Raw genomic sequence first — 25925 nt, forward strand, 5'->3', positions numbered from 1 at the left:
TCCGTCCTGAAAGACACGCTTTACAAGAAAGATATTTTTGCTCCTGGTGTACATCTTTCATCTAAATAATGAGCCGGGTCACTACTCATAACACGAACCACTCGATAAGCACCTTCTGCGTCAGATTCGACTAATAAGGGGATCCCATCAAGATCATACATTTTCTGTTGAGTAACATCCGAATTGGCATTCGGATAAATCATTTCTGGTGGGGTGAGTGTATAAAGGATCATTGAACCAACCCCTCTGTTCCCTCACTGTTAATCGCAATGAGTTCATTTAATTTCTTCATTGCTTGGCCAATCCCGCCAACCTCATCAATTAAGCCGTATTTTACAGCATCCGTCCCCACTACATTTGTACCGATATCTCTTGTGAGGTTTCCTTTTTCAAACATTAATTCTTTAAACTTCTCTTCTGTAATCTTAGAGTGCTTTGTCACAAAAGTAACCACTCGATCCTGCATCTTATCTAAATACTCAAAAGTTTGAGGCACACCGATAAATAAACCGGTCAAACGGATTGGATGAATCGTCATCGTTGCTGTCTCTGCAATATACGAGTAATCACATGACACCGCGATCGGTACTCCTATGGAGTGGCCACCACCCAACACAATAGACACAGTTGGCTTAGATAAGGAGGCAAGCATCTCAGATATCGCTAACCCCGCTTCCACATCGCCACCTACTGTGTTTAAGACCACAAGTAACCCCTCAATCTTCGGATTTTGCTCAATTGCTACGAGTTGCGGAATGAGATGTTCGTATTTCGTCGTTTTGTTTTGCGGTGGAAGGGTCATATGACCTTCAATCTGACCGACAATCGTTAAGCAATGTATTTTTGAATCCTGCGCTAACTGTGGAACATTCGTTTGTCCTAACTGTTGGATTTTTTCAATTAAACTTGATGATTTTTCTTCCTTTGGGGTTTCTTGTTCGTTCCCCCCTCCATCATCCGGTTTATTATATTTAATTGGGTCCATACCAAATCTCCCTTCAGACATGATACCGTTAGTATGAAACCCTTGATGGTTTTTCATGCGAGAAATGGAAATTTGAAAAAGCTCGCGAATTTTTATAAAGAGTTTGAGTTAAAACTCATTACTTTATAAATAAGATGTTTTGTCCTTAATCGATTACGTAGCAAAAGTGAAATAAGCGGAGAATTTCCGGTTAGATGCAAATGATGCCTCGTTTTTGGGGTAAATAAGGGGAGTTTTTCCGCTTTTGCAAAGCAAAATCGCCTATTTTAGAATTTTTCGAGCCAATAGGCGGAATCTCTCCGTCTATTTACGCCTTTTTTAATAAAAATTACTAATTAAGCGGAATTTCTCCGTCTATTTATCAGCTCCGGGTGCTTAACCTGATCCCCAACCGATAAGTGCGGATTCTCGTGAACCTAGACGTGGAAAACAGCAGCTTTTTATCGACACGCTTATAAATAAAGAAAAGACGTATTCATACGTCTTTTCTTGTGTATTTTAATTAAGAAAGTACCCGAAAACAGAACCCTTTAAAATTTTTCATGAGTTTTTTAATCTTATATTTCCATAATAATCGGGAGAATCATTGGTCGACGTTTTGTTTTGTCGTACAGAAATTGATTTAATTCATCTCTCATACTTTGCTTCATCGTTCCCCAATCAAATGACTCTCTGGTTGTGTTTCTTTCAACAATACTTCTAACAAGCTGTGTAGATTCTTCCATCAGCTTTTCTGACTCTCTTACATAAACAAAACCACGTGATATGATCTCTGGACCAGCAGTGATTTTCTTTTCTGCTCTGCTTAGTGTGACAACAACGATTAAAATACCATCCTGAGACAATAAACGTCGATCCCTCAGAACGATGTTACCAACATCTCCTACGCCGCTGCCATCGATAAGAACATTGCCAGCAGGTACTTTTCCAGCGGGTTTAAAACGCTCATTTTTAATTTCTAAAACTTCTCCTCTTTCAGGAATGAAAATACGATCCGTAGTAATTCCACATTGGACAGCCACTTTGCTATGAGCCTTAAGCATTCGAAATTCCCCATGAACAGGAATAAACAGCTTAGGGTTCATTAAGTTGATCATAAACTTCAGCTCTTCTTGGCTACCATGGCTAGAAGTAGTCACCATTCTTTTTCCGGAGATCACATGAGCTCCTGCGCGGAACAACATATCAATTGTTTTATAAATAAACACTTCACTCCCTCTAAGAGGAGAGGCAGCAATAAGGACCGTGTCACCTTTTTTGATATTTACTTGTCGATGAATTTGTTTTGCCATTTTTTGGAGGGCTTCAATCGGTTCACCTTGTGTTCCTGTTATTAATACTACAATCTCATCGTCTGGATAATTATCAATTTCTTCAATTGGGATGATTAGTTCATCGTGAACTTGCAAGTAATGTAAATCCAATGCAATGTGAAAGATCTTTTCCAAACTTTTTCCAACTACAGCAATCTTTCTTCTGCTTTCATATGCTGCATCAAACACATGCTGAATACGATTAATGTCAGATGCAAAAGATGCTGCAATAATTCTTCCTTTCGCATTATAAAATGCATCAGACATTTCCCTTACAACAATTGATTCAGAAGGTGTGTAACCAGGCCTTTCCGCTTCCGTGCTATCAGATAATAAGCAAAGAACCCCGTTTTCCCCAATTTGGGCCATTTTGCCAATTTCAGGTTTATAAAGATCTGTCGCTGCCTGATCAAATTTAAAATCTCCTGTATATACAATCGCCCCTTCAGATGTATGAACACAGATTCCAACAGAGTCAGGGATACTATGATTTGTTTTGAAGAAAGATACTTCACACGTATCAAAATTCACTACAGTATCTGAAGTAACGATGCGGAAATCCGTTTTTCCTCTGTATTCCTGCTCGTCCAATTTTGCTTTTGCAAGTGCAAGCGTTAGCTTCGTTCCATATACAGGAACATGTAACTCTCTTAATGTATAAGATAATGCCCCAATATGATCCTCATGCCCATGTGTTAGAAAAATAGCTTTCACTCGATCTTTATTTTGAGCTAAATATGTAATGTCCGGAATAACAATATCAATTCCTAGCATTTCATTTTCTGGAAACATTAATCCTGCATCTAATACAAATAAATCACCGTCCACGTCAACCACATACATATTTTTCCCGAACTCTCCGACTCCCCCCAGAGCCACAAGCTTAATACTTTCATTCTTTCTCTTATTCAAAGTAGAATCCTCCTATGCTGTCATTTCATCCGACCCAAGATCAGTTATGATTATTATACTTGAATGATGAAATCCTTTACAACCAAAATTAAACTTGTTTGATTAGGAAGTGGATAAATCTGTATTTACATCCTAAACTTCGTCAAATACGGTCAAATTCCCACATAATAAAAGGCCAACCCACACGTGGTTGACCTAATTGGTTTTCATCTTATCGAAATAACGAGATTATCTGTGCTCTTTCTTCTTCATTCAATGGTACTAAAGGAAGTCTTACAGAGCCCACATCAAGACCTTTAATTTGAAGAGCTGTTTTTACAGGAGCTGGGCTCGGTGCTTTAAACAATCCTTCCATTTTTGGTAGGAGCTGTTGATGCTTCTTTGCTGCCGCTTGAATATCTCCATTTACAAAAGCTGACACCATTTCTTGCATCTCATTTCCGATCACATGTGAGGCTACTGACACAATCCCTACCCCACCAATTGAAAGAACTGGAATTGTTAGCCCATCATCACCACTGTACAACAAGAAGTCATCATCTGTACCAGCAATAATTGCTGTCATGGCATTTAAATTGCCACTAGCCTCTTTAACGGCTACAATATTAGCGATTTTAGATAAGCGAATGATTGTTTCTGGTAAGATATTGACAACTGATCTACCTGGGATATTGTACACCATGACAGGAAGAGATGTTGCCTCAGCAGCTGCCTTAAAATGCTGATACAAGCCTTCTTGATTTGGTTTATTATAATAAGGAGCAACGATCATCACAGCGTCTACGCCAATTTCCTCTGCTTTCTTTGTTAGCTCAATGGTAGCATATGTGTTATTGCTTCCCGTTCCTGCAATAACAGGAATACGCTTATCAACAACCTTCACCACATGTTGAAACAAAGCGATTTTCTCTTCCTTCGATAACGTTGGAGACTCACCAGTTGTCCCAGCAATAACAAGTGAATCTGAACCATTTTCAATCAAGTGATTGATTAATAATGTTGTTTTTGCAAAATCAATATGCCCTTTGCTATCAAAAGGCGTAACCATCGCCGTAGAAACTCGACCAAATAAAACCATATTGCCACTCCTTTAAATCTAATCCTTAGAAAAAATCTTAGTTCTCTTCATCAAGGTTAAAGGCATCATGCAACGAATTAACAGCTGTTACAAGATCATCTTCCTTAACAAGAACCCATATCGTTGTATGACTATCAGCCGATTGAAGAATACGAATTCCATTTTCAGAAAGTGCTGAAACAATCTTTGAAGTTACTCCAGGAACACCTGCTATTCCTGCACCCACAACAGAGACCTTTGCACAATTTTTCTCAAACTCAGGCTCATGACCCAAATCACGAAGAACTGTTAGTGCTTTATCTGTCATTTCACTGGATACCGTGTAAACCACTCCATTAGGTGAAATGTTTATAAAATCAACACTAATCTTCTCATTGGCCATTGACTTAAACACTTCAGCTTGAAGGTTATACTGACCTTTTTTTGCAAGTACCTTTATTTGAGTAACTGGTGACAGATGGGCAATTCCCGTAACCGTCCGTTCCTTTATATCACTTCCACGATGATCATTCGAAATAGAAGTTACAAGCGTCCCTTCACCATCCGAATAGGTAGAGCGAATCCTGATTGGTACCTTCGCTTGCATAGCAATTTCAACCGCTCTTGGGTGAATAACTTTGGCGCCCTGATACGCCATATTACATACTTCTGTATACGTAACAACCGAAAGTGGTCTAGCATTTTCAGCAATTCTAGGGTCTGCTGTCATTATTCCTTCGACATCTGTAAATATGTCGATAACCTCTGCTTTTAAGGCTGCTCCAAGTGCTGCAGCTGACGTGTCACTTCCTCCACGTCCAATCGTTGTAATGTCACCATTTTGAGCGGCACCCTGAAAGCCTGCAACTACTACTACATCATGTTGTTCCAGTTCTTCAATCACACGCTCACACTTCATCTTAATAATCTTTGCATTTGTATGGTCATCAGTAGTTAGAAAACCTGCTTGCGCACCAGTTAACGAAGTCGCGTTAACCCCTGCTTCAAGCAGTAAGTTGGAGAAGACCACACTTGAAATGGCTTCCCCACATGATAGTAATAAGTCTTGTTCACGTTTAGATATTAGACTCTGTGCACCGCCGATTAAGGATAGCAAAGTGTCTGTTGCATATGGATCACCTTTTCGACCCATAGCCGATACCACAACCACTACTTTATACCCTTCAGCTAATGCATTTTTAATATGTCCAATTGCAAGATTTTGACTTTTTTCATCTTTTACTGAAGTGCCACCGAATTTTTGAACAATCATTCTCATTGTTACACCTCTAGTTATACAGCTTTAAATTTCTATTTTACAATACCTAACTTCACTAAACTTTCTGCGATTTGGACTGAGTTCCATGCAGCTCCTTTAAGGAGATTATCTGATACAACCCACATATGGAAGCCTTTTTCATTGTCCAAATCCTTACGAATACGGCCAACAAACACATCATTTTTACCAACACAATTTGCAGGCATTGGATATAATTGGTTTTCTGGGTCATCTTGAAGTACGACTCCTGGTGCATTTTCAAGTAAGTTCTTCACATCCTGTGCCGTTACACCCGCTTGGTCTACTTCAACAAACAGTGACTCAGAGTGTCCTGTTGCAACTGGTAGACGGACGCAAGTAGCTGCTACTTGGATTTCTGGTAAGTGCATAATTTTCTTTGTTTCATTGATCATTTTCATCTCTTCATACGTAAATCCGTTTTCTTGGAACTTATCAATTTGTGGAATCGCATTAAAAGCAATTTGATAATGTTTCTTATCAGATTTTACTGGTAAGATTTTTGGTTCGTAATTTTCATTAGATACGATTGCTTTTGTTTGCTCGTACAACTCTTCCACTGCTGCCGCACCCGATCCAGAAACCGCTTGATACGTTGATACGATAATTTTATTTAAACCATATTGCTTACGAAGTGGTTCTAGTGCTACGACCATTTGGATCGTAGAACAATTCGGATTAGCAATAATTCCTTTATGTTCATGTAAATCCATTTCATTGACTTCAGGTACAACAAGAGGAACATTTTCATCCATGCGGAATGCACTTGTGTTATCCACAACAATAGCACCATGCTTAACCGCTTCTGGTGCTAGTTCAAGTGATACGCTTCCACCTGCACTAAATAACGCAATATCTACCCCTTCAAAGCTCTCTGGCTTTGCTACTTGAACCGTATGTTCTGCACCTCTAAAAAGGACTTTACTACCTGCTGAACGTGGTGATGATAATAACGTTAATTTTGAGATTGGGAATTCTCTATTTTCAAGAGTTTGAATCATTTGTTGACCTACTGCTCCTGTTGCTCCCACAACAGCTACATGAAATCCTTTTTCTGATAATGCCATTTCGTTATTCCCCTTCCAGTATCTCTAAAGATCGATATGAATTCTAGTAAAACATTTATCGCATTATTAAAAACATCAACATGTAATAAATGTCCATTTTACCGCCATTCTGTTCCATGGCTATATAATAACATCTATTTTAACATATTCATGCATTAATGAAGTACATTTTTTATTTAAGCCGTGCAAAGGAATCTATTTTTCCTTGTAACACGGCTTTTAGTCTATTGCTAGAGTTGGATGAGGGCATATTACCTCTATTGTCTATTGTGCATCTTTATACCTTTCAACGAGTACTGGTTGAATTTGTCGGCCAGAAAGAGCAGCCTCCACTGTATCAGCTAGCATAGTCATACGCGCGACTAATGAATTTGGCTTTTTAATTGGGTCATCTTGACCGTATGGAATAAAATATATATTTTTGGTCGCCATCAATCTCATTAAATTGACGCCATTTAAGCCAAGTGCATCATTTGTGGAAATCCCTAATACTACGGGTTTTCCATTTCTTAACGTCGCTTTTGCAGCCATTAACACTGGTGAATCAGTCATCGCATTAGCAAATTTACTCATTGAATTTCCAGTTAGTGGAGCAATAATCATGCAGTCCAATGGAATCTTTGGTCCTAGCGGCTCTGCACCAACAATGGAATCAATGGCTTTATTTCCAGTTAACTTTTCAATTCTTTCAATCCAATCCTCACCTTTTCCAAAGCGAGTAGTTGTATTTTTCACGGTGTTTGTTACCACCGGTAATACTTCAGCACCAGCATTGATAAGATTCTCGATTTCTGGATACACAGCATCATACGTACAGTGAGAACCCGTTAAACCGAAGCCGATTTTTTTCCCTTGTAAGCTCATGTTACTTCCCCTTTCTTGATTGCATATCATCTAACAGCAGTTGAGAAAGAACGTTTGCTAAAATTTGACCTGCCGTTTTTGGAGCAACGATGCCTGGAAGTCCTGGGGCCAAAAGCGCTTTTATTCCCCTTTTTTCAGCATATCGAAAGTCGGTTCCACCAGGCTTTGATGCTAAATCAATGATCAGTGTATGAGTAGGCATTCTTGAGATAACGGAAGCCGTTACGACTAGATCAGGAATCGTATTGATACAAATATCAACATCCTTCACCTGTTGCGTTAGTTCGTCAAGGTGAAATGGTGTTAAAGCCATTTCAGTGATTCGAGCAATATGCTCTCCTTTTCTCGCTCCCACTTTCACTTTTGCCCCTAAAGCAGAGAATGTGCGTGCCACACTCATTCCTACTCTTCCTAAGCCAAGCACCATAATCGTTGATCCATGTATAGTAAAGTCGGTGTGCTGAATCGCCATCATAATCGTACCTTCAACTGTCGGTATCGAATTATAGATAGCTACATCGTCCCGTTCGAACAATTTCACGAGTCTTCGATTGGAATCATCCGTGATTTTATTCAAGTATGCATTGGAAATTCCAGAATAAATCGTACAATGTTCTGGTGTTTGCTCCAAGTGTTCTGTAGTTAAAACTACTTTTTCATTCGAGAAGATCGTTTCTACTTGACCTTCCATATTCGTTCCAGCTACCGGCAAAATGATCGCATCTATATCTGAAAATACTACTTCATCCAATTTCTCCTTTACTGCACCAGTAAACGCATGGTCGAGTTGCTCAAAGCCAATCAAAGAGAGCTTCGCATCGAGCTCTGTTAGCTTTCGGACGATTTCGAGCTGTCTTGCGTCTCCGCCTATGACTGCTATTTGCATCCCTGTTAGCATGAAACACTCACCTTCTTTTTAAATGATCCAAATCCTAATCTTACTGCATTACTCCAACATACTATGTATTCACCCCGAAATCGGTGAGTTTTCCTAGGAAAAAAGCCTAATGAAAACAAAAAAAAGAACTGATGCCAACGCACAGTTCTTTACTCTTCTTGAATATCAATGATAATCATATCCGTCCCAATTGTTTTTATATGCTTCCACGGTACCCTTACCTCTCCACCTTGCCTTTTAAAACCAAACCATTTAACTGAGGGAATTAAAAGAGCCTGTATTTGTCCGTTGCTTTCATTAATCTCTAAATCTGTCTGACCAAGTATCCCAAGTCTTTCTGCTTTTTTGACATCGACAATTTCCTTCCCACTCAATTCACTAAGTCTCATTTTCAACTCTCCCCCTTTTGTCCTCTCTATATCCTAGTATTAGATTGATAAATATATACGTAGGAAAAATAAGAAATAGCAAAAAAGCCTGAGCAGAAAAACTCAGGCTTAAAAAACTAAATATTCTTTGGAAGAACTCCGTCAGGACTAATTAGGGACACTGAATACTTGTCATTGAAGATTTTATTAGCCATAGCATCTACACCATCTTTTGAAACGGCATCAATTTGCTCTACAATTTCATCAAGCGTACGATGTCTTCCTAACAGAAGCTCGTTCTTTCCGTTACGGCTCATCCGACTATTGGTACTTTCAAGGCTAAGCATTAGACTACCTTTTAGCTGTTCCTTACTATTTCGAAGCTCCTTATCTGTAATACCTTCAGCCTTTAGCTTTGATAACGTTTCTTGAATCGTATCAAACAATACATCTAACTGCTTCGCACCTGTTCCACCATAGAGCGTGATCACTCCGGAATCCTGGAACGATGAATGATAAGAGTACACAGAATAAGCAAGACCGCGCTGTTCACGAACTTCTTGGAACAATCTACTACTCATACTTCCACCTAGTATATTGTTTAGAGTGATCAAGTTATAGATTTCTTCATCTCCAACCTGTAATCCTTCATATCCAATACATAAATGGGCTTGTTCCGTTTCTTTCTTTCTAGAAAGTCGGTTTGTATGAAACTGTGGCTTTTCAAATTGATTATTCGATTTTCCAGCCTCATATGACCCAAACAACTTTTCCACTTCTTGAATAAAGACTTCAGAAATATTTCCTGCAACCGAAATAACCACATTTTCCGGTGTATATGTATCATGCATATATTGCTTTAACGTATCACCTGTAAAAGTTGCTAACGTATCTTCCGTTCCGAGTATCGGAAACCCAAGAGAATGGTTTTCATAAATCGCTTTACTTAACAGATCATGAACGATGTCATCTGGTGTGTCATCATACATTTTAATTTCTTCATATACGACATTCTTTTCTTTATCTAATTCTTCCGCAACAAATGTCGAGTGGAAAAACATATCAGATAAGACATCAAGAGCAAAGCTAGCATGGGTATCAAGAACCTTCGCATAATAGCAAGTATATTCCTTGGATGTAAAGGCGTTCACTTGTCCACCAATGCTATCGAAGCTTTCAGCAATCTCCCTAGCAGTTCTTGTTTTTGTTCCTTTAAAGAACATATGCTCAAGAAAATGCGAAATTCCGTTATTTTCAGGTGTTTCATTTCGAGAGCCTGTTCCGATCCAAACACCGATTGCAACGGAACGAACCGTAGGGATATTTTCTAAAACAATTCTAACCCCATTATGGCATGTATATCTCTTTATCACGTGAACTCCTCCTGTTCTACAGCGTAATGCTACGATCATTATACGTCTTTTGGTGTGACTATCAATTATTCTTGCTCATTTATTACCGATTTCTTCATAATTCGATCTTCACTCAATAACTCAGACACTGTATTAATTTCATATTTCTCAAGCTTAATTCGTTTAATAAGCTCATCTAGAGCTTTTGCCGTTGAATCGGTTGGATGCATAAGAATCATGGCCCCTTTATGCACTTTCCCCATCACACGATTGATAAGTTGCTGTGGTGTTGGCTTTTGCCAGTCAATCGTATCAACACTCCACATGAGTGTTCCAAGCTTATACTCTGCTGCTATTTTTACTACTTCCTCACGGTAGCTTCCGCTTGGTGGAGCGAGCCATTCAACTTCCTCTCCCGTTGTAGCATTAATTACTTCGTTTGTTTTTACAATTTCTTCTCGAATTTTTGCTGAAGATATTTCCTTCATATTGGGATGAGTGTAAGAATGGTTACCTACTTCATGACCGGCCTCTACAATCATTTTTGCAAGCTCTGGATTTTCTTTTACCCATCTTCCTTCAAGAAAGAAGCTTGCATGAACATTATTCTTTTTTAACGTTTCCAAAATTGGTCCAAGGTACTCATTTCCCCAGGCGACATTTATAATAAACGAAACCATTGGCTTATCAGGGTGGCCTTTATAAATGGCGGTCGGGGGCAAATCCTTTAAATGAACTGCTGGTGATGTCTGTATGTATACGAGTTTGTCTGGATCAAATTTCCCGTCCTTTTTCATCTTAGCATAACTTGCAGAAATGTCGACTTTTAAACCATTATATCCAGGGATGGCCTTCCAAACAGGATCAACCTTTGCATCTTGAGCTGGTTTTTCATATTCTTTTGCCTTCTCTTCAATCTCCATATACAAAGTACTTTTTTGACCTGAAGCAGGAATGTTTACCACCTTTAATCCATGGACGTATTGATCTGTAAGTGGATTGTTTACTAACATAATTGAGAGCATCCCAATCATAGAAATAGTCATTAGTTTCTTCATTCTTTTTCTCCTCCTTCACTTGTACATTATGTAAAGAAAGGACAAGGTAGAACAATCAAGGGACATTTCTTTCTATGCACTAAAAACCCGCCGTTTGTAAGCGGTATCATTATGTTGTATGGGAAAAGCCAGGGTAAAGCCCTGGCTTTTCGTTGTGTTCTTTATTTTTGGGCTTGTTCTTTTTGTTCACGTTGTTCTTTAAGCACGACTTTACGTGACAAGTTTACACGGCCCTGCTTATCGATTTCCATAACTTTTACTAAGATTTCATCGCCAATAGCAACTACATCTTCTACTTTGCCCACTCTTTCTTCAGCCAGTTCAGAAATGTGAACTAACCCATCTTTACCGCTAAATAGCTCAACAAATGCTCCGAATTTTTCAATTCGTTTAACTTTACCTAAATACATTTGTCCAACTTCTACTTCACGAACGATATCTTCAATAATCTTCTTTGCTTTCTGGTTCATTTCTTCATCCGTAGATGAGATGAAAACTGTACCATCTTGCTCGATATCAATTTTCACGCCAGTTTCTTCAATAATCTTATTGATTTGCTTTCCGCTTGGTCCGATAACATCACGAATTTTATCAGGGTTGATATAAATAGTAATAATCTTTGGTGCATACTTAGAAAGCTGTTCTTTCGGAGTTGAAATCGTTGCAAGCATAGAATCAAGGATTTGCATACGACCTTTCTTCGCTTGTTGCAATGCTTCTTCAAGAATTTGTCTTGATAAGCCTTCGATTTTAATATCCATTTGTAATGCTGTTACACCTTTTGACGTACCAGCTACTTTAAAGTCCATATCGCCCAGATGGTCTTCCATGCCTTGAATATCTGTAAGGATTGTATAATGCTCACCGGATTTTACAAGGCCCATAGCAATACCTGCTACAGGAGCTTTAATTGGAACCCCAGCGTCCATCATAGCTAAAGTACTAGCACAAATACTTGCTTGAGAGGTAGAACCATTTGACTCTAATACTTCTGATACAAGACGGATCGTGTATGGGAAGTCTTTTTCAGAAGGAATAATTGGCTCTAGAGCACGTTCACCTAACGCACCATGACCAATTTCACGACGCCCAGGCCCACGCATCGGACCCGTTTCTCCAACTGAGAAATTCGGAAAGTTATAATGGTGCATGAAACGTTTTTCTTCTTCAATTCCTAATCCATCTAAGATTTGTACATCTCCTAAGGCCCCAAGTGTACAAATACTCAATGCTTGAGTTTGTCCACGTGTGAACAGACCTGAACCATGTGTACGTGGAAGCAAATCTACCTCTGATGATAGCGGGCGAATCTCTTCTGGATTACGTCCATCAGGTCTTACCTTTTCTTCTGTAATCAAACGGCGAACTTCACCTTTAACCATCTTATCTAAAATCTGTTTCACTTGTTTTAAGTCATCGTCTGCTGCTTCTTCTTCCTCGTATTTTGCAATAACCGTATCCTTTACAGCACGGATAGCATCTTCACGAGCGTGCTTTTCTTGAACTTGAATAGCTTTAATCATATCCGCTTCACACATTCCACGAATTTCCGCTTCAAGATCAGCATCAAGTTGATATAAAACAACCTCTGTCTTTTCTTTTCCGATTTCAGCTGCAATTTCTTCTTGGAATGCGATTAATCTTTTGATTTCTTCATGTCCAAACATAATCGCTTCAAGCATCGTTTCTTCTGGTACTTCTTCTGCACCAGCTTCAACCATGTTAATGGCATCTTTTGTTCCAGCTACAACTAAGTGCATATCGCTCTTTTCTGTTTCTGCAACAGAAGGATTGATAATAAATTGACCATTGATGCGGCCAACTGTAACACCTGCAATTGGACCTTCAAAAGGAATATCTGAAACAGAAAGTGCAAGAGATGAACCAAACATAGCTGCCATTTCAGATGAGCAGTCTTGATCCACACTCATTACCATACTAACTACTTGAACTTCATTACGAAATCCATCAGCAAACAATGGACGGATCGGTCTGTCAATTAAGCGGCTAGCTAGTATTGCCTTCTCACTCGGACGTCCTTCACGTTTAATAAATCCACCAGGAATTTTACCAACCGCGTATAGACGCTCCTCATAGTTTACTGTTAATGGAAAGAAATCGAGTTTCTTCGGTTCCTTCGATGCTGTAGCCGTACTAAGTACTGCTGTATCGCCATAGCGAACGAGCACAGCGCCGTTTGCTTGTTTAGCAAGCTGTCCAATTTCCACGGAAAGCTTACGACCAGCCCAATCTATTGAATAGATTTTCTTGTCTTGTCCCATTTTTTACCCCTCTCTACCAATTCTCTTTGGTATGTTAACGTGTAATTACATGTATATAAATTGTTCTAACCCGTAATAGAGAACAAATATAAGAATATAGGCGAATATTCTATAGTATGTACATAATTATGAATCCTTAAAAAGCTTATTGATAGAAATTTATTGCTAACAAAAAAGCGGGAAAGAATCCCGCTTTAAAGATTAGCGACGTAAGCCAAGCTTCGTGATTAATTCACGGTAACGAGTAACATCCTTGTTACGAAGGTATGTTAATAAGTTACGACGTCTACCTACCATTTTTAAAAGACCGCGACGTGAGTGGTGGTCCTTCTTATGAGTACGTAAGTGGTCATTTAAGTTGTTGATTTCCTCAGTAAGGACAGCGATTTGAACTTCTGGAGATCCAGTGTCGCTTTCATGAGTTTTGTACTCATTAATAAGTTCATTTTTACGTTCTTTAGTGATTGCCATCCGTTTCACCTCCTATTATTTCAAATCCCCTGTTACTGAGCCAGCGTCGGTGACTCGACTAGCCAAGCAAAGGTTCATTTCGTACGTTTCTTAGAATACACTTTTTTATGACAAATTGCAAGGCTTAGTCTTTGAATTTTCAAAGTAGAGCAGTGAATTTTGTTTATCTCGCTCGATTTGTGCCACAAGTTCATCAATTCCAGTGAATTTCTGTTCCGAACGAAGGTATTTATGCCATTCTATCGTTACATACTCTCCATATATTTGATCATTAAAGTCAAAAATATGGACTTCTACACTCGGCTTATTCGATTTTTCCTTATTAAAAGTTGGTTTAAACCCGATATTACAAACACCTTCGTGCCATTTCCCATTTACAAGCATTCTTACAGCGTGAACACCAAGTGGTGGCAAGATATATTCCTCATTTAAGTCAATATTTGCTGTAGGGAACCCAATCGTTCTTCCTCTTTTGTCACCGTGTACAACTATTCCTGTTGTCGTATAGTAACGGCCTAGTAACTCCGGAAGTGTGTCAAGTTGACCCTCTTTTATATGGTTTCTGATTAAAGTTGAACTAATTTTTTCATCGTGGCTTTCAAGCTTAGGCACAACCGTAAAGGTGAATGCTTGTCTTGAATGAAACGGTAGAGTTTCCATCGTACCCTTACCAAGCTTTCCGTAAGAATAATCAAACCCAGCGACAACGTGAACAGCACCTAGGTCTATCAAGTATTGGTCGACAAACTCCTGTGGCAGAAGGTTGGCAAATTCACTAGTAAAATTCACAACAAACAGGTAATCAACCTGTTGTTCAGAAATAATTTTGATCTTTTCTTCTAACGGGGTAATATATTCAACCTTTTCCACCTTTTTGAGTACAACGGATGGATGTGGAGTAAATGTCATTACCGCACTTTTTATTCCCTTTTCCTTGGCTATTTTTGCAGCCGTATCGATCACTCTTTTATGGCCTAAATGAACCCCATCAAAATAACCAAGAGCAACGACCATTGGTTGAAACATATCCTTTGAGAATTGATGAGGATGTGTAATATTTAAAACTTCCACAAGCTTTCTCCCTTTCTTTACCAACCTAATTCTCTATATGTAGTACCTTTGTTGGCTTCATTAGATTAGGCTTATGAGGATGGTGCATGTATATAGCCAGCGCTTTATGATCCATCGTTTCAAGAACGACGGGTTGTTTAATATCTTGAAGTATTTCAGGAGTTTCAAGAACTGCACCATTTTTCACTTTCTCAACTAATTTATCACTTATTTGATATTTCGGCAAATGAATAAGTGCTCTTTCAATAGGATATAAAGCGTTTAATATCGTTCCGTTATTTACCATTTCCTCTACTTCTGATAGTGTCTTACAATCATCAAGAGAAAATGACGCTGACTCGGTGCGTCTTAAGTCAGACATATGAGCAGGGTAACCTAATCGTTCTCCAATCATAACAGCTAATGTCCTAATATATGTTCCCTTGCTACAAGCAACACGAAATTTAAAGGAAATGGTTTCTCCTTCAAACACTTCACGGTCATCTAAAAGTTCAATCGAGTAGATCGTCACTTGTCTTGTAGGACGTTCCACTTCAATGCCTTTTCTTGCATACTCATACAAACGTTTTCCATTCACCTTAACTGCTGAGTACATAGGTGGGGTTTGAGAAATCTCACCTGTTAGTTCTAATAACACAGCTTTCACTTGCTCGCGAGTAATCAGTGTTTCAATATCTTTCCTTTCAATGACCTCACCCGTCGCGTCCTCGGTTGTTGTAGCAAAGCCAATTGTTACTTCACCCTCGTATACTTTTCCTGCATCTGTTATGTATTCAGCCACCTTGGTTGCTCGTCCAAGGCAAATCGGTAACACTCCATCTACTTCAGGGTCGAGCGTACCAGTATGTCCGATCCGCTTCATTCGCAGTATTTTTCTAAGCTTAAAGACACAATCGTGAGATGTCATTCCTTTAGGCTTAAATAATGGCAAAATTCCTTCCATTTCTGTTCCTCCTGGTTTTTCAATTAGAAAAAAAGGATAGACATGATGTCTATCCTCTTTGATCAATCTTCTCGTTCGGTCTGTTCTTCCTTCGTCTCTTCCTTAATTTGATACAGAAGATTTTCGATTCGATTTCCATAGTCAATCGATTCATCGAATTCAAATGTAATTTCAGGAGTCTTTCTAAGACGAATTCTCTGCCCAATTTCCGAACGAATAAATCCTTTTGCTTTAGCTAAACCCTTCAGTGTATTCTCTCTTTGAAGGTCATCACCTAACACAGAAATAAACACTTTTGCTTGTTGAAGATCACCTGTTACTTGTACATCTGTAACAGTCACAAAGCCGATACGTGGGTCCTTTATTTTTCGTCCAATAATTTCCCCAAGTTCTTTCTTCATCTGTTCTCCAACTCGATTAGATCTAAGGCTCATGGTAGTCACCTCTTTGTCATCCTTTGAAAACAATGCTTTTAAAATAGCACTGTTTTTTAGGGAACGATTTATCTATTTGTTTTACGCATGATACACATGCATATAGAGTGGAGAGAATCTCCCCTCGTTTATGTTATTATATCCATTCCAAGTCCGTTATTGTGCGTTCGATTTCTGGAAATGAATCAATTAACTTTAATGCATGCTGCAGTTCTCTTTCAACGGCTACTTTTGAGGATGCAACTGACACAATAGCGATTTTGGTACGTTGCCATGTATCTTGATAATCAACCTCTGCAACAGACAGATTGTATCGTTGTCTGAGCCTTGTGATAATCCGTTGAAGGACAGCTCTTTTGTCTTTTAAAGAATGGGCATCATAAATGAGGCATTCACAGGCGGCTAAGCCAATGATCATTTACGTTCCACTTCTTGCATGACGAAGGCTTCGATTACGTCCCCTTCTTTTACATCGTTGTAGTTTTTGATGGTAATTCCACACTCATACCCTTGAGATACTTCCTTAGCATCATCCTTGAAACGCTTAAGTGCGTCGATTTCACCTTCAAATACCACGATTCCATCACGAATGACACGAATTCCACTGCCACGAGCGATTTTTCCATCCGTAACATAAGATCCTGCAATCGTACCAACCTTCGATACTTTGAATGTTTGACGAACTTCAGCTTGCCCGGTGATCTTCTCTTCGAATTCAGGATCAAGCATCCCTTTCATCGCTGCTTCAATTTCTTCAATTACTTTATAAATGATACGGTGCAAGCGAACATCTACTTCTTCCGCTTCTGCCGCGCGCTTTGCATTATTATCTGGACGAACGTTAAATCCAATAACAATCGCATTTGATGCCGCTGCTAAAGTAATATCTGATTCATTGATTGCACCAACACCAGTGTGGATGATTTTTACATTTATACCCTCAACTTCAATCTTTTGAAGTGCAGCAGCAAGTGCTTCAACCGAACCTTGAACGTCAGCTTTCACAATAAGGTTAATATCCTTCATTTCGCCTTGCTTCATATGTTCAAATAAGTTATCAAGACTTACACGTGTCTTTTCAGAACGAGATGCTTGGATAGCAAGCTGTGAACGTGCTTCACCCACTTGACGAGCTGTCTTTTCATCTTCAAACACTACAAAGCGATCTCCTGCATGCGGAACATCATTTAAACCTGTAATTTCCACAGGAGTAGATGGACCAGCTTCTTTCACACGACGACCAAGGTCATTAACCATTGCACGAACACGTCCAAAAGTTGTACCTACAACGATTGGATCTCCAATTCGTAATGTACCGTTTTGAACTAGAAGTGTAGCAACCGAACCTCTACCTTTATCTAGCTGAGCTTCAATAACTGTACCGATTGCCTTACGATTTGGATTCGCTTTATATTCCTCTACTTCTCCTACAAGAAGGATCATTTCTAATAAATTGTCGATTCCTTCTCCTTTTAAGGCTGATAGTGGAACGAAAATTGTGTCTCCACCCCATGCTTCAGGAACTAAACCATATTCTGTTAACTCCTGCATAACACGATCAGGGTTTGCACTTTCTTTATCCATTTTGTTCACAGCAACAATAATCGGAACCTCAGCGGCTTTTGCGTGGTTAATCGCTTCAATCGTTTGTGGCATAACCCCGTCATCTGCTGCAACTACTAAAATCGTAATATCCGTAATTTTCGCCCCACGAGCACGCATCGTTGTGAAAGCAGCGTGACCTGGTGTATCAAGGAATGTAATTTTCTTACCATTTTCTTCTACTTGGTAAGCACCGATATGCTGAGTGATACCGCCTGCTTCTCCAGCAGTTACCTTTGTGTTACGGATTGAATCAAGCAAAGTTGTTTTTCCGTGGTCAACGTGACCCATAATGGTTACAACAGAAGGTCTTTCCACTAACTCCGCTTCATTATCTTCTGTGAAATATACTTCAAGATCAGTAACATCAATCTTGATTTCTTCTTCCACTTCCACACCATATTCAGCTGCAATTAGTTCAATTGCATCCTTATCAAGTGATTGGTTAATGGTAGCCATTACACCTAGTAAGAACAATTTCTTAATGAGTTCAGATGGTTCACGGTGAAGCTTTTTAGCTAATTCAGCCACTGTAAGTGATTCTGTAAAGGTGATTTTTGCAGGTAATTCTTTCTTTTTTGGAGGCTGTGGTGGCTGTGACTGGTGTTGTACACGACCTCTTTGTTGGTTTTTACCCTTTTTACCATTAAAAGCTTTTGTTTCTTTTGATTGGTTTTCTTGGGTACCTTTTTTCCCTTGAACTGCCTTTGGAGCTGTTTTTACTTTTACTTTCGAAGGAGCCACATTACGGTCGTCGTCCTCATCAAAAGCACTAGCCTTTGCTTTTGATTGTACTTGAGCTGCAACAGGCTTTTGTTGTTGTGCTTGAGTCTGCTTTGGAGCTTCCTTCTTTTCTTCTTTACTACCCTTAGCATATTGTTCATCTAGCTTTTTAACAGTATCATCTTCAATCATTGTCATATGGTTAGAAACCTCGATATTCATATCTTTTAATTTTGTAATGAGTTCCTTACTCGAAACATTATGTTTTTTTGCATATTCATACACTCGCATTTTACTCATGTTTACACCCCCGCTAGAATTAATCGAGCAACGTCTTTAGCTTCTTGGCAAATCCTTCATCTAGAACGGCCACGACTACACGGGCTTCTTTTCCGATCGCTTGACCGAGTAAAAAGCGGTTCTCAACTATTTTACAAGGAATGTTATAGGATTTGCATTTATCTGTCACTTTTTTCTGTGTGTTTTGGGATGCATCTGCTGAAAGCAAAACTAACTTCGCTTTATTGCTACGAACTTCCTTAATAGAAAGTTCCTCCCCAGAAATCACTTTACGCGCTCGATTGGCTAAGCCAAGCAATGACATCCACTGATTTTGCTTCATTCGGATTGTCAATTCTCCTTCTCAACAAGCTTCAATAATTCTTCGTACACAGAATCGTTTACTTGAACTTGCAATTGATTCGATAATATATTCTTTTTCTTCGCTAAAAGAATAGCTTCTTTTTCTTTCGTAAGGTAGGCACCTCGACCCGACTTTTTACCGGTTAAGTCGATGGAGACCTCGCCTTCCTTCGAGCGAACGATGCGAACAAGTTCTTTCTTCGGTCGCATTTCTCCGGTAGCAACACATTTTCTTAATGGAACCTTCCTATTTGTGTTCACCATCATCCACCCCTTTCTTACTCCTGCTCTTCTACGTACTCTAAATGTAAATCGGTATCTGCGTGTGCATCTTCCTCTTCATCATCAAACGAAAGAATTCCTTCTTCACGAGGGAAAATACCAGCTTCTCTTGCATCTGTTTCTGATTTAATATCAATTTTCCAACCGGTCAACTTAGCCGCTAAACGCGCATTTTGGCCTCTTTTACCAATTGCGAGTGACAGTTGATAATCGGGAACAACTACTGTTGTTGCCTTTTCATCTTCATTGACGATTACGTCAAGAACTTTAGATGGGCTGAGCGCATTTGCTACAAATACAAAAGGATCATCCGACCATTTCACAATATCGATTTTTTCTCCCTTTAACTCGTTGACAATTGCTTGAACACGAGCACCTTTTGGACCCACGCATGCTCCTACTGGATCAACTTCTGGGTTATCAGAATGAACAGAGATTTTTGAACGGTCACCTGCTTCACGAGAAACTGATTTGATTTCAACTGTTCCATCATAGATTTCTGGAACTTCAATCTCAAATAGTCTCTTTAAAAGACCTGGATGTGTTCTTGAAACAAAAATTTGTGGGCCTTTGGTAGTTTTTTCTACTTTTGTAATAAACACCTTAATACGATCATGAGGCTTGTAACGCTCATTAGGCATTTGTTCGTTTGCTGGTAAAATTGCTTCAATTTTCCCTAAGCTCACATAGATAAACTTGGAGTCCAAACGTTGGACGATACCTGTCATAATATCTTCTTCACGGTCGATAAATTCAGAATAAATAATTCCTCTTTCTGCTTCACGAACTCGTTGCGTAACCACTTGCTTTGCTGTTTGTGCAGCAATGCGTCCAAAATCCTTAGGTGTTACCTCAAGCTCTACCACATCTTCAATCATGTAATTTGGATTGATTCGTCTAGCTTCTTCTAAAGATATTTCAAGTCTTGGGTCGAATACTTCATCAACGACTTCTTTACGAGCAAAAACACGCATCGTTCCAACACCTAAATTTAGATCGATTCGAACGTTTTGTGCTTGATTGAAATTTCTACGATAGGCAGAGATAAGCGCCGCTTCAATCGCCTCAATAATTACATCTCGTGAAATTCCTTTTTCCTTTTCAAGCAAAATAAGAGCATCTAATAATTCACTGCTCATGAAAATGGTCCCCCTTTAACACTCTAAATGTCTCTCATGTGAATTTGTTATATGAATTATGAGAAAGTCACCGCTAGGCGAGCATTTGCAACCTTTTCAAAAGGTATTTCAATCGTTTTCTTTCTCGTCTTAATCTTCACTTCAACTGTTACGGTGTCTCCCGTAAAGTTCGTTAGCACGCCTTCAAATATTTTTTCACCATCGATAGGCTCGTACGTTTTAATATGTACATTTTTTCCAACCGCTTTTTCATAGTCCTTCTGTTTCTTCAATGGACGCTCTGCACCAGGAGAAGAAACTTCAAGGAAATAGTTATAAGGAATAGGATCAAGCTCATCAAGCTTTTCGCTTAATTTTTCACTTACCATTCCACACTCTTCAATGTCAATGCCTTGCTCTTTATCTATAAACACGCGAAGAAACCAGCTTTTTCCTTCCTTCACATATTCAATATCAACTAATTCAAGGTTGAGGTCATTAACAATTGGTTCTACGATTTGTTCAACTACTTCAATTACCTTGCTCATTTTATTCCTCCTAACCAACCTAAAGTAGTTAATCTCCTAAAATAGAGTCCATACAACACGAAAGAGCGGGGAAGGCCCCACTCTTGTAAACGAGAGTTATTCTTAGTATTTCCAATAAAACTATACCATAACCATACCGTTTATGCAAATGCAATACCGGTTTTCACTAGGGAGACACCAACTTTCATACCATTTCTAAAACAATGAAAGTTGGTTTTGATCAGGTAAGGATTCCAGACATCCGTGGTTATCGAGATACTCAATAATCGTCTTCGAAACCTTTCCTCTTTGCTGAAGATCTTCTTTAGATAAGAATTCTCCATCTTCACGAGCCTTTACGATGTTAAGTGCCGCATTCGTACCTAGACCAGGAATGGCATTAAATGGAGGAATTAGCTTATTTCCTTCAATAATGAATTCCGTGGCACTCGAACGGTACAAATCTACCTTTGCAAAAGAGAAGCCTCGTTCATTCATCTCTAATGCCAATTCAAGGACGGTTAAGGTGTTTTTTTCCTTGGTTGACGCATCTAATCCTTTTGAATTAATTTCTTCAATTACTGCTCGGATCGCTGAAGAACCTTTTACCATCGCATCAATATCAAAATCCTCAGCTCTAACAGTAAAATAGGCTGCGTAATAAAGGATTGGATGGTGCACTTTGAAGTAAGCAATCCTTACGGCCATTAGAACGTAAGCTGCTGCGTGGGCCTTTGGGAACATGTATTTGATCTTTTTACAAGAATCAATATACCATTCCGGCACTTCGTTCTTTCGCATCTCTTCTTCCATCTCATCACTTAAGCCTTTTCCTTTACGAACGGACTCCATAATCTTAAAAGCAAATGATGGCTCTAATCCTTGATAGATTAGATAAACCATGATGTCGTCACGACAGCCGATAACTTCACTCAGGTTACAGATACTGTTGTGGATTAGCTCTTGCGCATTTCCTAACCATACATCCGTTCCGTGAGAAAGCCCCGAAATCTGGACCAACTCTGAGAAAGTGGTCGGCTTTGTATCTTCGAGCATTTGTCTTACGAAACGTGTTCCGAACTCGGGAATACCAAGCGTTCCAGTTTTACACATGATTTGTTCTTCCGTTACCCCTAGCGCTTCCGTTCCACTGAATATTTTCATTACTTCAGGATCATCGGTTGGAATGGTCTTTGGATCAATTCCACTCAAGTCCTGAAGCATACGAATTACGGTCGGATCATCGTGCCCTAGAATATCGAGTTTTAATAAGTTATCGTGAATCGAGTGGAAGTCAAAGTGGGTGGTTTTCCATTCAGACGTTTTATCATCTGCAGGGAATTGGATTGGGCTAAAATCGTATATGTCCATATAATCTGGCACAACGATAATACCCCCTGGATGCTGACCCGTTGTTCTTTTTACACCCGTACAACCCATGGCTAATCTTTCCACCTCAGCCCCACGTATTTGCAAATTATTATCTTGCTGGTAAGCCTTCACGTATCCGAAAGCAGTTTTATCAGCAACCGTACCGATTGTCCCGGCACGATATACATAATCTTCACCAAACAGCACCTTCGTATAGTTATGCGCACGTGGTTGATACTCTCCGGAGAAGTTCAAATCGATATCGGGAACTTTATCACCTTTGAAACCTAGGAAGGTCTCAAACGGAATATCGTGTCCATCTTTTTTGTATTTGCTTCCGCAATTTGGACAGTCCTTATCCGGCAAGTCAAAACCAGAACCAACTGAACCGTCATTGAAGAACTCCGAATGCTTGCATGTTGGACAAACATAATGTGGTGGTAATGGATTCACTTCCGTTATCTCTGTCATCGTAGCAACAAGAGAAGAACCAACCGATCCACGCGAACCTACTAGGTACCCATCATCAAGTGATTTTTTCACGAGCTTATGCGAAATCAAATAGATAACAGCAAACCCGTGACCAATAATACTCTTCAGTTCTTTCTCCAGTCTTGCCTCCACTATTTCTGGAAGTTCATCACCATAAATTCTTCTTGCCATATCGTAACTCATTTGACGCATTTCTTCGTCTGCACCCTCAATTTTCGGTGTGTACAAGTCGTCTTTAATCGGCTTAATCGTATCTATCATATCAGCAATTTTATTTGTATTCGTAATGACTATCTCACGTGCTTTTTCTTTTCCTAAAAACGAAAATGCATCTAGCATCTCATTAGTTGTACGGAAATGAACATCAGGTAGATTATGTCGATTAAGCGGATTTGCTCCACCTTGAGAGTTTACTAAGATTTTTCGATAAATTTTATCATTCGGGTTAAGGTAATGTACATTTCCAGTTGCGACAACAGGAATCTCTAGCTTTTCACCAAGTTTCACAATATTTGCTATAATATCCTCTAATGATTTTTCATCATTAACTAGCTCTAACTCTAATAAATGAGCATATACCGCTTTTGGATGTACCTCGATGTAATCGTAGAAACGTGCTGGCTCTTCTACTTCTTCTGGAGCCTTTTGCATCATACCCTCGAATACTTCACCCTTATCACAGCCAGAACCAATCAAAATTCCTTCACGATGCTTCTGTAATACAGAGCGCGGAATCCTCGGGACTCGATAAAAATAATTTAGATGAGAAATAGAAATGAGCTTAAATAAGTTCTTTAACCCCACATCATTTTGTGCTAAAAGCGTACAGTGATATGGTCTTGCCCGTTGATAGGCATTACCTTGACCCATATTGTCATTCAGTTGATTATGATACTGAATTCCTTTTTCCATTACATCCTTAAGCATCGTTAAGAGCAGATAACCAGTAGCTTCTGTGTCGTATATCGCACGGTGATGCTGTGTTAATTCGATATTAAATTTCTTTGCTAACGTATTTAAACGGTGATTCTTCATGTCAGGGTATAAGAAACGTGCAAGCTCTAACGTATCGATGACTGGGTTCTCAGCTCGTCCGAGACCGTACTTCTTGTAACCAACATTCAAAAATCCCATATCGAAAGATGCATTGTGAGCAACAAGTATGTCATCGCCTGCCCACTCTTTAAATTTCCCGAGAACCTCTTCTACCTCTGGAGCATCCTTTAGCATATCATCGGTAATTCCCGTTAAATTCATTATTGTTGCAGATAATGGATGATGCGGGTTAGCGAACGATTCAAATCGGTCAATGATTTCTCCATTTTTAATCTTCACCGCAGCAAGTTCGATAATGGTATTATAAACGGCTGATAAACCCGTTGTCTCAACGTCAAATACGACATACGTCTCTTCTGCTAACAGTCTCTCCGCTTCGTTATAAGCAATCGGTACACCATCATTTACGAGATTCACTTCCACCCCGTAAAGAATTTTAATATCGTTCTTTTTCCCGGCTCCAAATGCTTCCGGAAAGGATTGCCCTACCGCATGGTCTGTAATGGCAATTGCTTTATGTCCCCATTTTTTTGCTTGAGACACTAATGCACTAACTGGTGACACAGCATCCATTTGGCTCATTGGTGTGTGGAGATGAAGCTCTACACGCTTTTCAGAAGAAGTGTCCTGTCGTTCAATTGGCTTGATTTCATTAATATCGTTTCCAATCATAACTAGATCACGTACGAATGTATCGTTTTGGATACTTCCTCTTACTTTCACCCACATGCCCTTTTTCACGTTTTGGAAATTAGCGGCATCCTCTTTATCACGAGAGAACATTTTCACCATGATCGAGCTTGTATAATCAGTAACTTTAAAGGTTAATAGAGTTCTCCCACTGCGAAGCTCTCTTGTTTCAGCAGCAAAAATATACCCTTCGACAACGACTCTGCGTTCTTCATCAACAATTTCTTCGATTTTTCTAAAATCAGAATCATCTTTAATCGTTAATCCAATGGTTAATGGACCGGTGTATTCACCCGTACCTCCGGCAGCCTCTTTCTCTGCTTCCTGCTTGTCCATCTCGATCGCTGCCTGCATACCTCTTTCTTTGTCTTCCCTCATTTTCGCCTCGATAAATTGCTCATATTGTTCCGTAGAGGCTTCAGTGTTGATCTCTGTATCAATCACCACTTGGGGAAATCCGAAAAAGCCGTAGGCATCGGAAATAAAGCTTGCATATTTCCTTTTTATGGCTAAGCCTTCGAGTTCATTGCCAACAAAGATGGTGATTTTTGAGCCTTGGACTTTTGGCTTTTGTTCATTTAGTAGCTTAATTAATGGAGGTGAAATACCATCAATTTGCTGTATGCAACAGTTCCAATATTCAAGTATTAAATCCTCAGTCACCTGCTGATCCCTTACCTGTATGTTGTAAGAAATCGAGGCAATATGTGAGAAGGTTGTTTGTAATTTATTTGTAAACGTTTGATAGACGTTAATAGGTAAAATCTTCTCAAAAGAAAAATAAAAACTCCATTGTTTTTTAGATTTTTCAATTAATACTTTGTCAATTATAGCATCTTGAAAATACGGCATGATCCTGTCATCCGTTAGTTGTAGCTGCTGGAGCAATAGTTGGAATCGTTCCTTACCAGATGATCCGTTCATCAACTCTCTCCTCTCCATTTCATCTCTAGTCAAACTAGTAGTTATTATAACATAAAGAAATTATTGAAAGCCTTTTTAACATATAACCAATCAATGGGAAAAAAATCGGATCCGTGGTTAGCGGAT

23 protein-coding genes are annotated in these 25925 nt (G+C 39.2%); all 23 read right to left on the reverse strand.

Annotation, left to right across the window (positions count from 1 at the left end; translation table 11 throughout):
• Positions 1–20: 20 nt before the first annotated feature.
• A complete protein-coding gene (locus ACFFHF_RS05110; RefSeq protein WP_160545549.1) occupies positions 21–233 on the reverse strand; it encodes a YlzJ-like family protein in 213 nt (70 codons plus the stop codon).
• Positions 230–985, reverse strand: a complete 756-nt coding sequence (locus tag ACFFHF_RS05115; RefSeq protein ID WP_160545550.1) for a ClpP family protease — start codon at positions 983–985, stop codon at positions 230–232. Before ACFFHF_RS05115 ends, ACFFHF_RS05110 begins: the two co-directional genes overlap by 4 nt.
• A gap of 557 nt (positions 986–1542) precedes the next feature.
• On the reverse strand, positions 1543–3210 hold the full coding sequence (locus ACFFHF_RS05120) for an RNase J family beta-CASP ribonuclease (RefSeq protein WP_160545551.1): 1668 nt from the start codon (positions 3208–3210) through the stop codon (positions 1543–1545).
• Between the two features lie 211 nt (positions 3211–3421).
• Positions 3422–4288, reverse strand: a complete 867-nt coding sequence (gene dapA / locus ACFFHF_RS05125) for a 4-hydroxy-tetrahydrodipicolinate synthase (RefSeq protein WP_160545552.1) — start codon at positions 4286–4288, stop codon at positions 3422–3424.
• A gap of 37 nt (positions 4289–4325) precedes the next feature.
• Positions 4326–5546, reverse strand: coding sequence for an aspartate kinase (dapG, locus tag ACFFHF_RS05130; RefSeq protein WP_160545553.1), 1221 nt, complete (start codon positions 5544–5546; stop codon positions 4326–4328).
• Positions 5547–5578: 32 nt separating this feature from the next.
• Entirely contained in the window at positions 5579–6631 is a 1053-nt protein-coding gene (asd, locus tag ACFFHF_RS05135; protein WP_160545554.1) for an aspartate-semialdehyde dehydrogenase, read from the reverse strand.
• Between the two features lie 264 nt (positions 6632–6895).
• Complete coding sequence (gene dpaB, locus ACFFHF_RS05140; RefSeq protein ID WP_160545555.1) at positions 6896–7495, reverse strand: dipicolinate synthase subunit B; 600 nt, start codon at positions 7493–7495, stop codon at positions 6896–6898.
• 1 nt (position 7496) lies between these two features.
• Positions 7497–8393 carry a dipicolinic acid synthetase subunit A gene (dpaA, locus tag ACFFHF_RS05145; protein WP_160545556.1) on the reverse strand — a complete coding sequence of 299 codons (897 nt, stop codon included), beginning with the start codon at positions 8391–8393 and terminating at the stop codon, positions 7497–7499.
• Positions 8394–8542: 149 nt separating this feature from the next.
• Positions 8543–8782, reverse strand: a complete 240-nt coding sequence (locus ACFFHF_RS05150; protein ID WP_066053414.1) for a YlmC/YmxH family sporulation protein — start codon at positions 8780–8782, stop codon at positions 8543–8545.
• A 116-nt stretch (positions 8783–8898) separates the two neighbouring features.
• The gene (locus tag ACFFHF_RS05155) at positions 8899–10134 is read right to left on the reverse strand and encodes a M16 family metallopeptidase (RefSeq protein ID WP_377057678.1); all 1236 of its coding nucleotides are present in this window, start codon (positions 10132–10134) and stop codon (positions 8899–8901) included.
• A 65-nt stretch (positions 10135–10199) separates the two neighbouring features.
• Positions 10200–11171: a polysaccharide deacetylase family protein gene (locus tag ACFFHF_RS05160; RefSeq protein ID WP_160545558.1), complete on the reverse strand. Its 972-nt coding sequence runs from the start codon at positions 11169–11171 to the stop codon at positions 10200–10202.
• A gap of 161 nt (positions 11172–11332) precedes the next feature.
• Positions 11333–13453, reverse strand: a complete 2121-nt coding sequence (gene pnp, locus ACFFHF_RS05165) for a polyribonucleotide nucleotidyltransferase (protein ID WP_160545559.1) — start codon at positions 13451–13453, stop codon at positions 11333–11335.
• 201 nt (positions 13454–13654) lie between these two features.
• Positions 13655–13924 (reverse strand): 30S ribosomal protein S15, encoded by a 270-nt coding sequence (rpsO, locus tag ACFFHF_RS05170; RefSeq protein ID WP_160545560.1) that lies wholly within the window; start codon positions 13922–13924, stop codon positions 13655–13657.
• Between the two features lie 105 nt (positions 13925–14029).
• Positions 14030–14995: a bifunctional riboflavin kinase/FAD synthetase gene (gene ribF, locus ACFFHF_RS05175; RefSeq protein WP_377057679.1), complete on the reverse strand. Its 966-nt coding sequence runs from the start codon at positions 14993–14995 to the stop codon at positions 14030–14032.
• A gap of 25 nt (positions 14996–15020) precedes the next feature.
• A complete protein-coding gene (gene truB / locus ACFFHF_RS05180; protein ID WP_160545561.1) occupies positions 15021–15938 on the reverse strand; it encodes a tRNA pseudouridine(55) synthase TruB in 918 nt (305 codons plus the stop codon).
• Positions 15939–16000: 62 nt separating this feature from the next.
• Positions 16001–16372, reverse strand: a complete 372-nt coding sequence (rbfA, locus tag ACFFHF_RS05185; protein ID WP_066053396.1) for a 30S ribosome-binding factor RbfA — start codon at positions 16370–16372, stop codon at positions 16001–16003.
• Between the two features lie 136 nt (positions 16373–16508).
• Positions 16509–16790, reverse strand: a complete 282-nt coding sequence (locus ACFFHF_RS05190; protein ID WP_119707579.1) for a DUF503 domain-containing protein — start codon at positions 16788–16790, stop codon at positions 16509–16511.
• Positions 16787–18997, reverse strand: a complete 2211-nt coding sequence (gene infB / locus ACFFHF_RS05195; RefSeq protein ID WP_160545562.1) for a translation initiation factor IF-2 — start codon at positions 18995–18997, stop codon at positions 16787–16789. Before infB ends, ACFFHF_RS05190 begins: the two co-directional genes overlap by 4 nt.
• Positions 18998–19016: 19 nt before the next feature.
• The gene (locus tag ACFFHF_RS05200; protein WP_119707577.1) at positions 19017–19319 is read right to left on the reverse strand and encodes a YlxQ family RNA-binding protein; all 303 of its coding nucleotides are present in this window, start codon (positions 19317–19319) and stop codon (positions 19017–19019) included.
• An 8-nt stretch (positions 19320–19327) separates the two neighbouring features.
• Entirely contained in the window at positions 19328–19600 is a 273-nt protein-coding gene (rnpM, locus tag ACFFHF_RS05205) for an RNase P modulator RnpM (RefSeq protein ID WP_377057704.1), read from the reverse strand.
• Between the two features lie 17 nt (positions 19601–19617).
• A complete protein-coding gene (gene nusA, locus ACFFHF_RS05210; protein WP_160545564.1) occupies positions 19618–20760 on the reverse strand; it encodes a transcription termination factor NusA in 1143 nt (380 codons plus the stop codon).
• 56 nt (positions 20761–20816) lie between these two features.
• Positions 20817–21287 (reverse strand): ribosome maturation factor RimP, encoded by a 471-nt coding sequence (gene rimP / locus ACFFHF_RS05215; protein ID WP_160545565.1) that lies wholly within the window; start codon positions 21285–21287, stop codon positions 20817–20819.
• 195 nt (positions 21288–21482) lie between these two features.
• A complete protein-coding gene (locus tag ACFFHF_RS05220; protein ID WP_377057680.1) occupies positions 21483–25799 on the reverse strand; it encodes a PolC-type DNA polymerase III in 4317 nt (1438 codons plus the stop codon).
• Positions 25800–25925 lie beyond the last annotated feature (126 nt).

Origin of the sequence: Robertmurraya beringensis (assembly GCF_042433785.1) — a bacterium.
In the GTDB taxonomy this organism is placed as follows: domain Bacteria; phylum Bacillota; class Bacilli; order Bacillales; family Cytobacillaceae; genus Robertmurraya_A; species Robertmurraya_A beringensis.

Excerpts from the sequence above, each read along its gene's own strand:
- ACFFHF_RS05110 (WP_160545549.1), bottom strand. The coding sequence starts at position 233 with ATGATCCTTTATACACTCACCCCACCAGAAATGATTTATCCGAATGCC.
- ACFFHF_RS05115 (WP_160545550.1), bottom strand. The coding sequence starts at position 985 with ATGGACCCAATTAAATATAATAAACCGGATGATGGAGGGGGGAACGAA.
- dapA (WP_160545552.1), bottom strand. The coding sequence starts at position 4,288 with ATGGTTTTATTTGGTCGAGTTTCTACGGCGATGGTTACGCCTTTTGAT.
- dapG (WP_160545553.1), bottom strand. The coding sequence starts at position 5,546 with ATGAGAATGATTGTTCAAAAATTCGGTGGCACTTCAGTAAAAGATGAA.
- asd (WP_160545554.1), bottom strand. The coding sequence starts at position 6,631 with ATGGCATTATCAGAAAAAGGATTTCATGTAGCTGTTGTGGGAGCAACA.
- dpaB (WP_160545555.1), bottom strand. The coding sequence starts at position 7,495 with ATGAGCTTACAAGGGAAAAAAATCGGCTTCGGTTTAACGGGTTCTCAC.
- dpaA (WP_160545556.1), bottom strand. The coding sequence starts at position 8,393 with ATGCTAACAGGGATGCAAATAGCAGTCATAGGCGGAGACGCAAGACAG.
- ACFFHF_RS05150 (WP_066053414.1), bottom strand. The coding sequence starts at position 8,782 with ATGAGACTTAGTGAATTGAGTGGGAAGGAAATTGTCGATGTCAAAAAA.
- ACFFHF_RS05160 (WP_160545558.1), bottom strand. The coding sequence starts at position 11,171 with ATGAAGAAACTAATGACTATTTCTATGATTGGGATGCTCTCAATTATG.
- pnp (WP_160545559.1), bottom strand. The coding sequence starts at position 13,453 with ATGGGACAAGACAAGAAAATCTATTCAATAGATTGGGCTGGTCGTAAG.
- rpsO (WP_160545560.1), bottom strand. The coding sequence starts at position 13,924 with ATGGCAATCACTAAAGAACGTAAAAATGAACTTATTAATGAGTACAAA.
- truB (WP_160545561.1), bottom strand. The coding sequence starts at position 15,938 with ATGGAAGGAATTTTGCCATTATTTAAGCCTAAAGGAATGACATCTCAC.
- rbfA (WP_066053396.1), bottom strand. The coding sequence starts at position 16,372 with ATGAGCCTTAGATCTAATCGAGTTGGAGAACAGATGAAGAAAGAACTT.
- ACFFHF_RS05190 (WP_119707579.1), bottom strand. The coding sequence starts at position 16,790 with ATGATCATTGGCTTAGCCGCCTGTGAATGCCTCATTTATGATGCCCAT.
- infB (WP_160545562.1), bottom strand. The coding sequence starts at position 18,997 with ATGAGTAAAATGCGAGTGTATGAATATGCAAAAAAACATAATGTTTCG.
- ACFFHF_RS05200 (WP_119707577.1), bottom strand. The coding sequence starts at position 19,319 with ATGAAGCAAAATCAGTGGATGTCATTGCTTGGCTTAGCCAATCGAGCG.
- nusA (WP_160545564.1), bottom strand. The coding sequence starts at position 20,760 with ATGAGCAGTGAATTATTAGATGCTCTTATTTTGCTTGAAAAGGAAAAA.
- rimP (WP_160545565.1), bottom strand. The coding sequence starts at position 21,287 with ATGAGCAAGGTAATTGAAGTAGTTGAACAAATCGTAGAACCAATTGTT.
- ACFFHF_RS05220 (WP_377057680.1), bottom strand. The coding sequence starts at position 25,799 with ATGAACGGATCATCTGGTAAGGAACGATTCCAACTATTGCTCCAGCAG.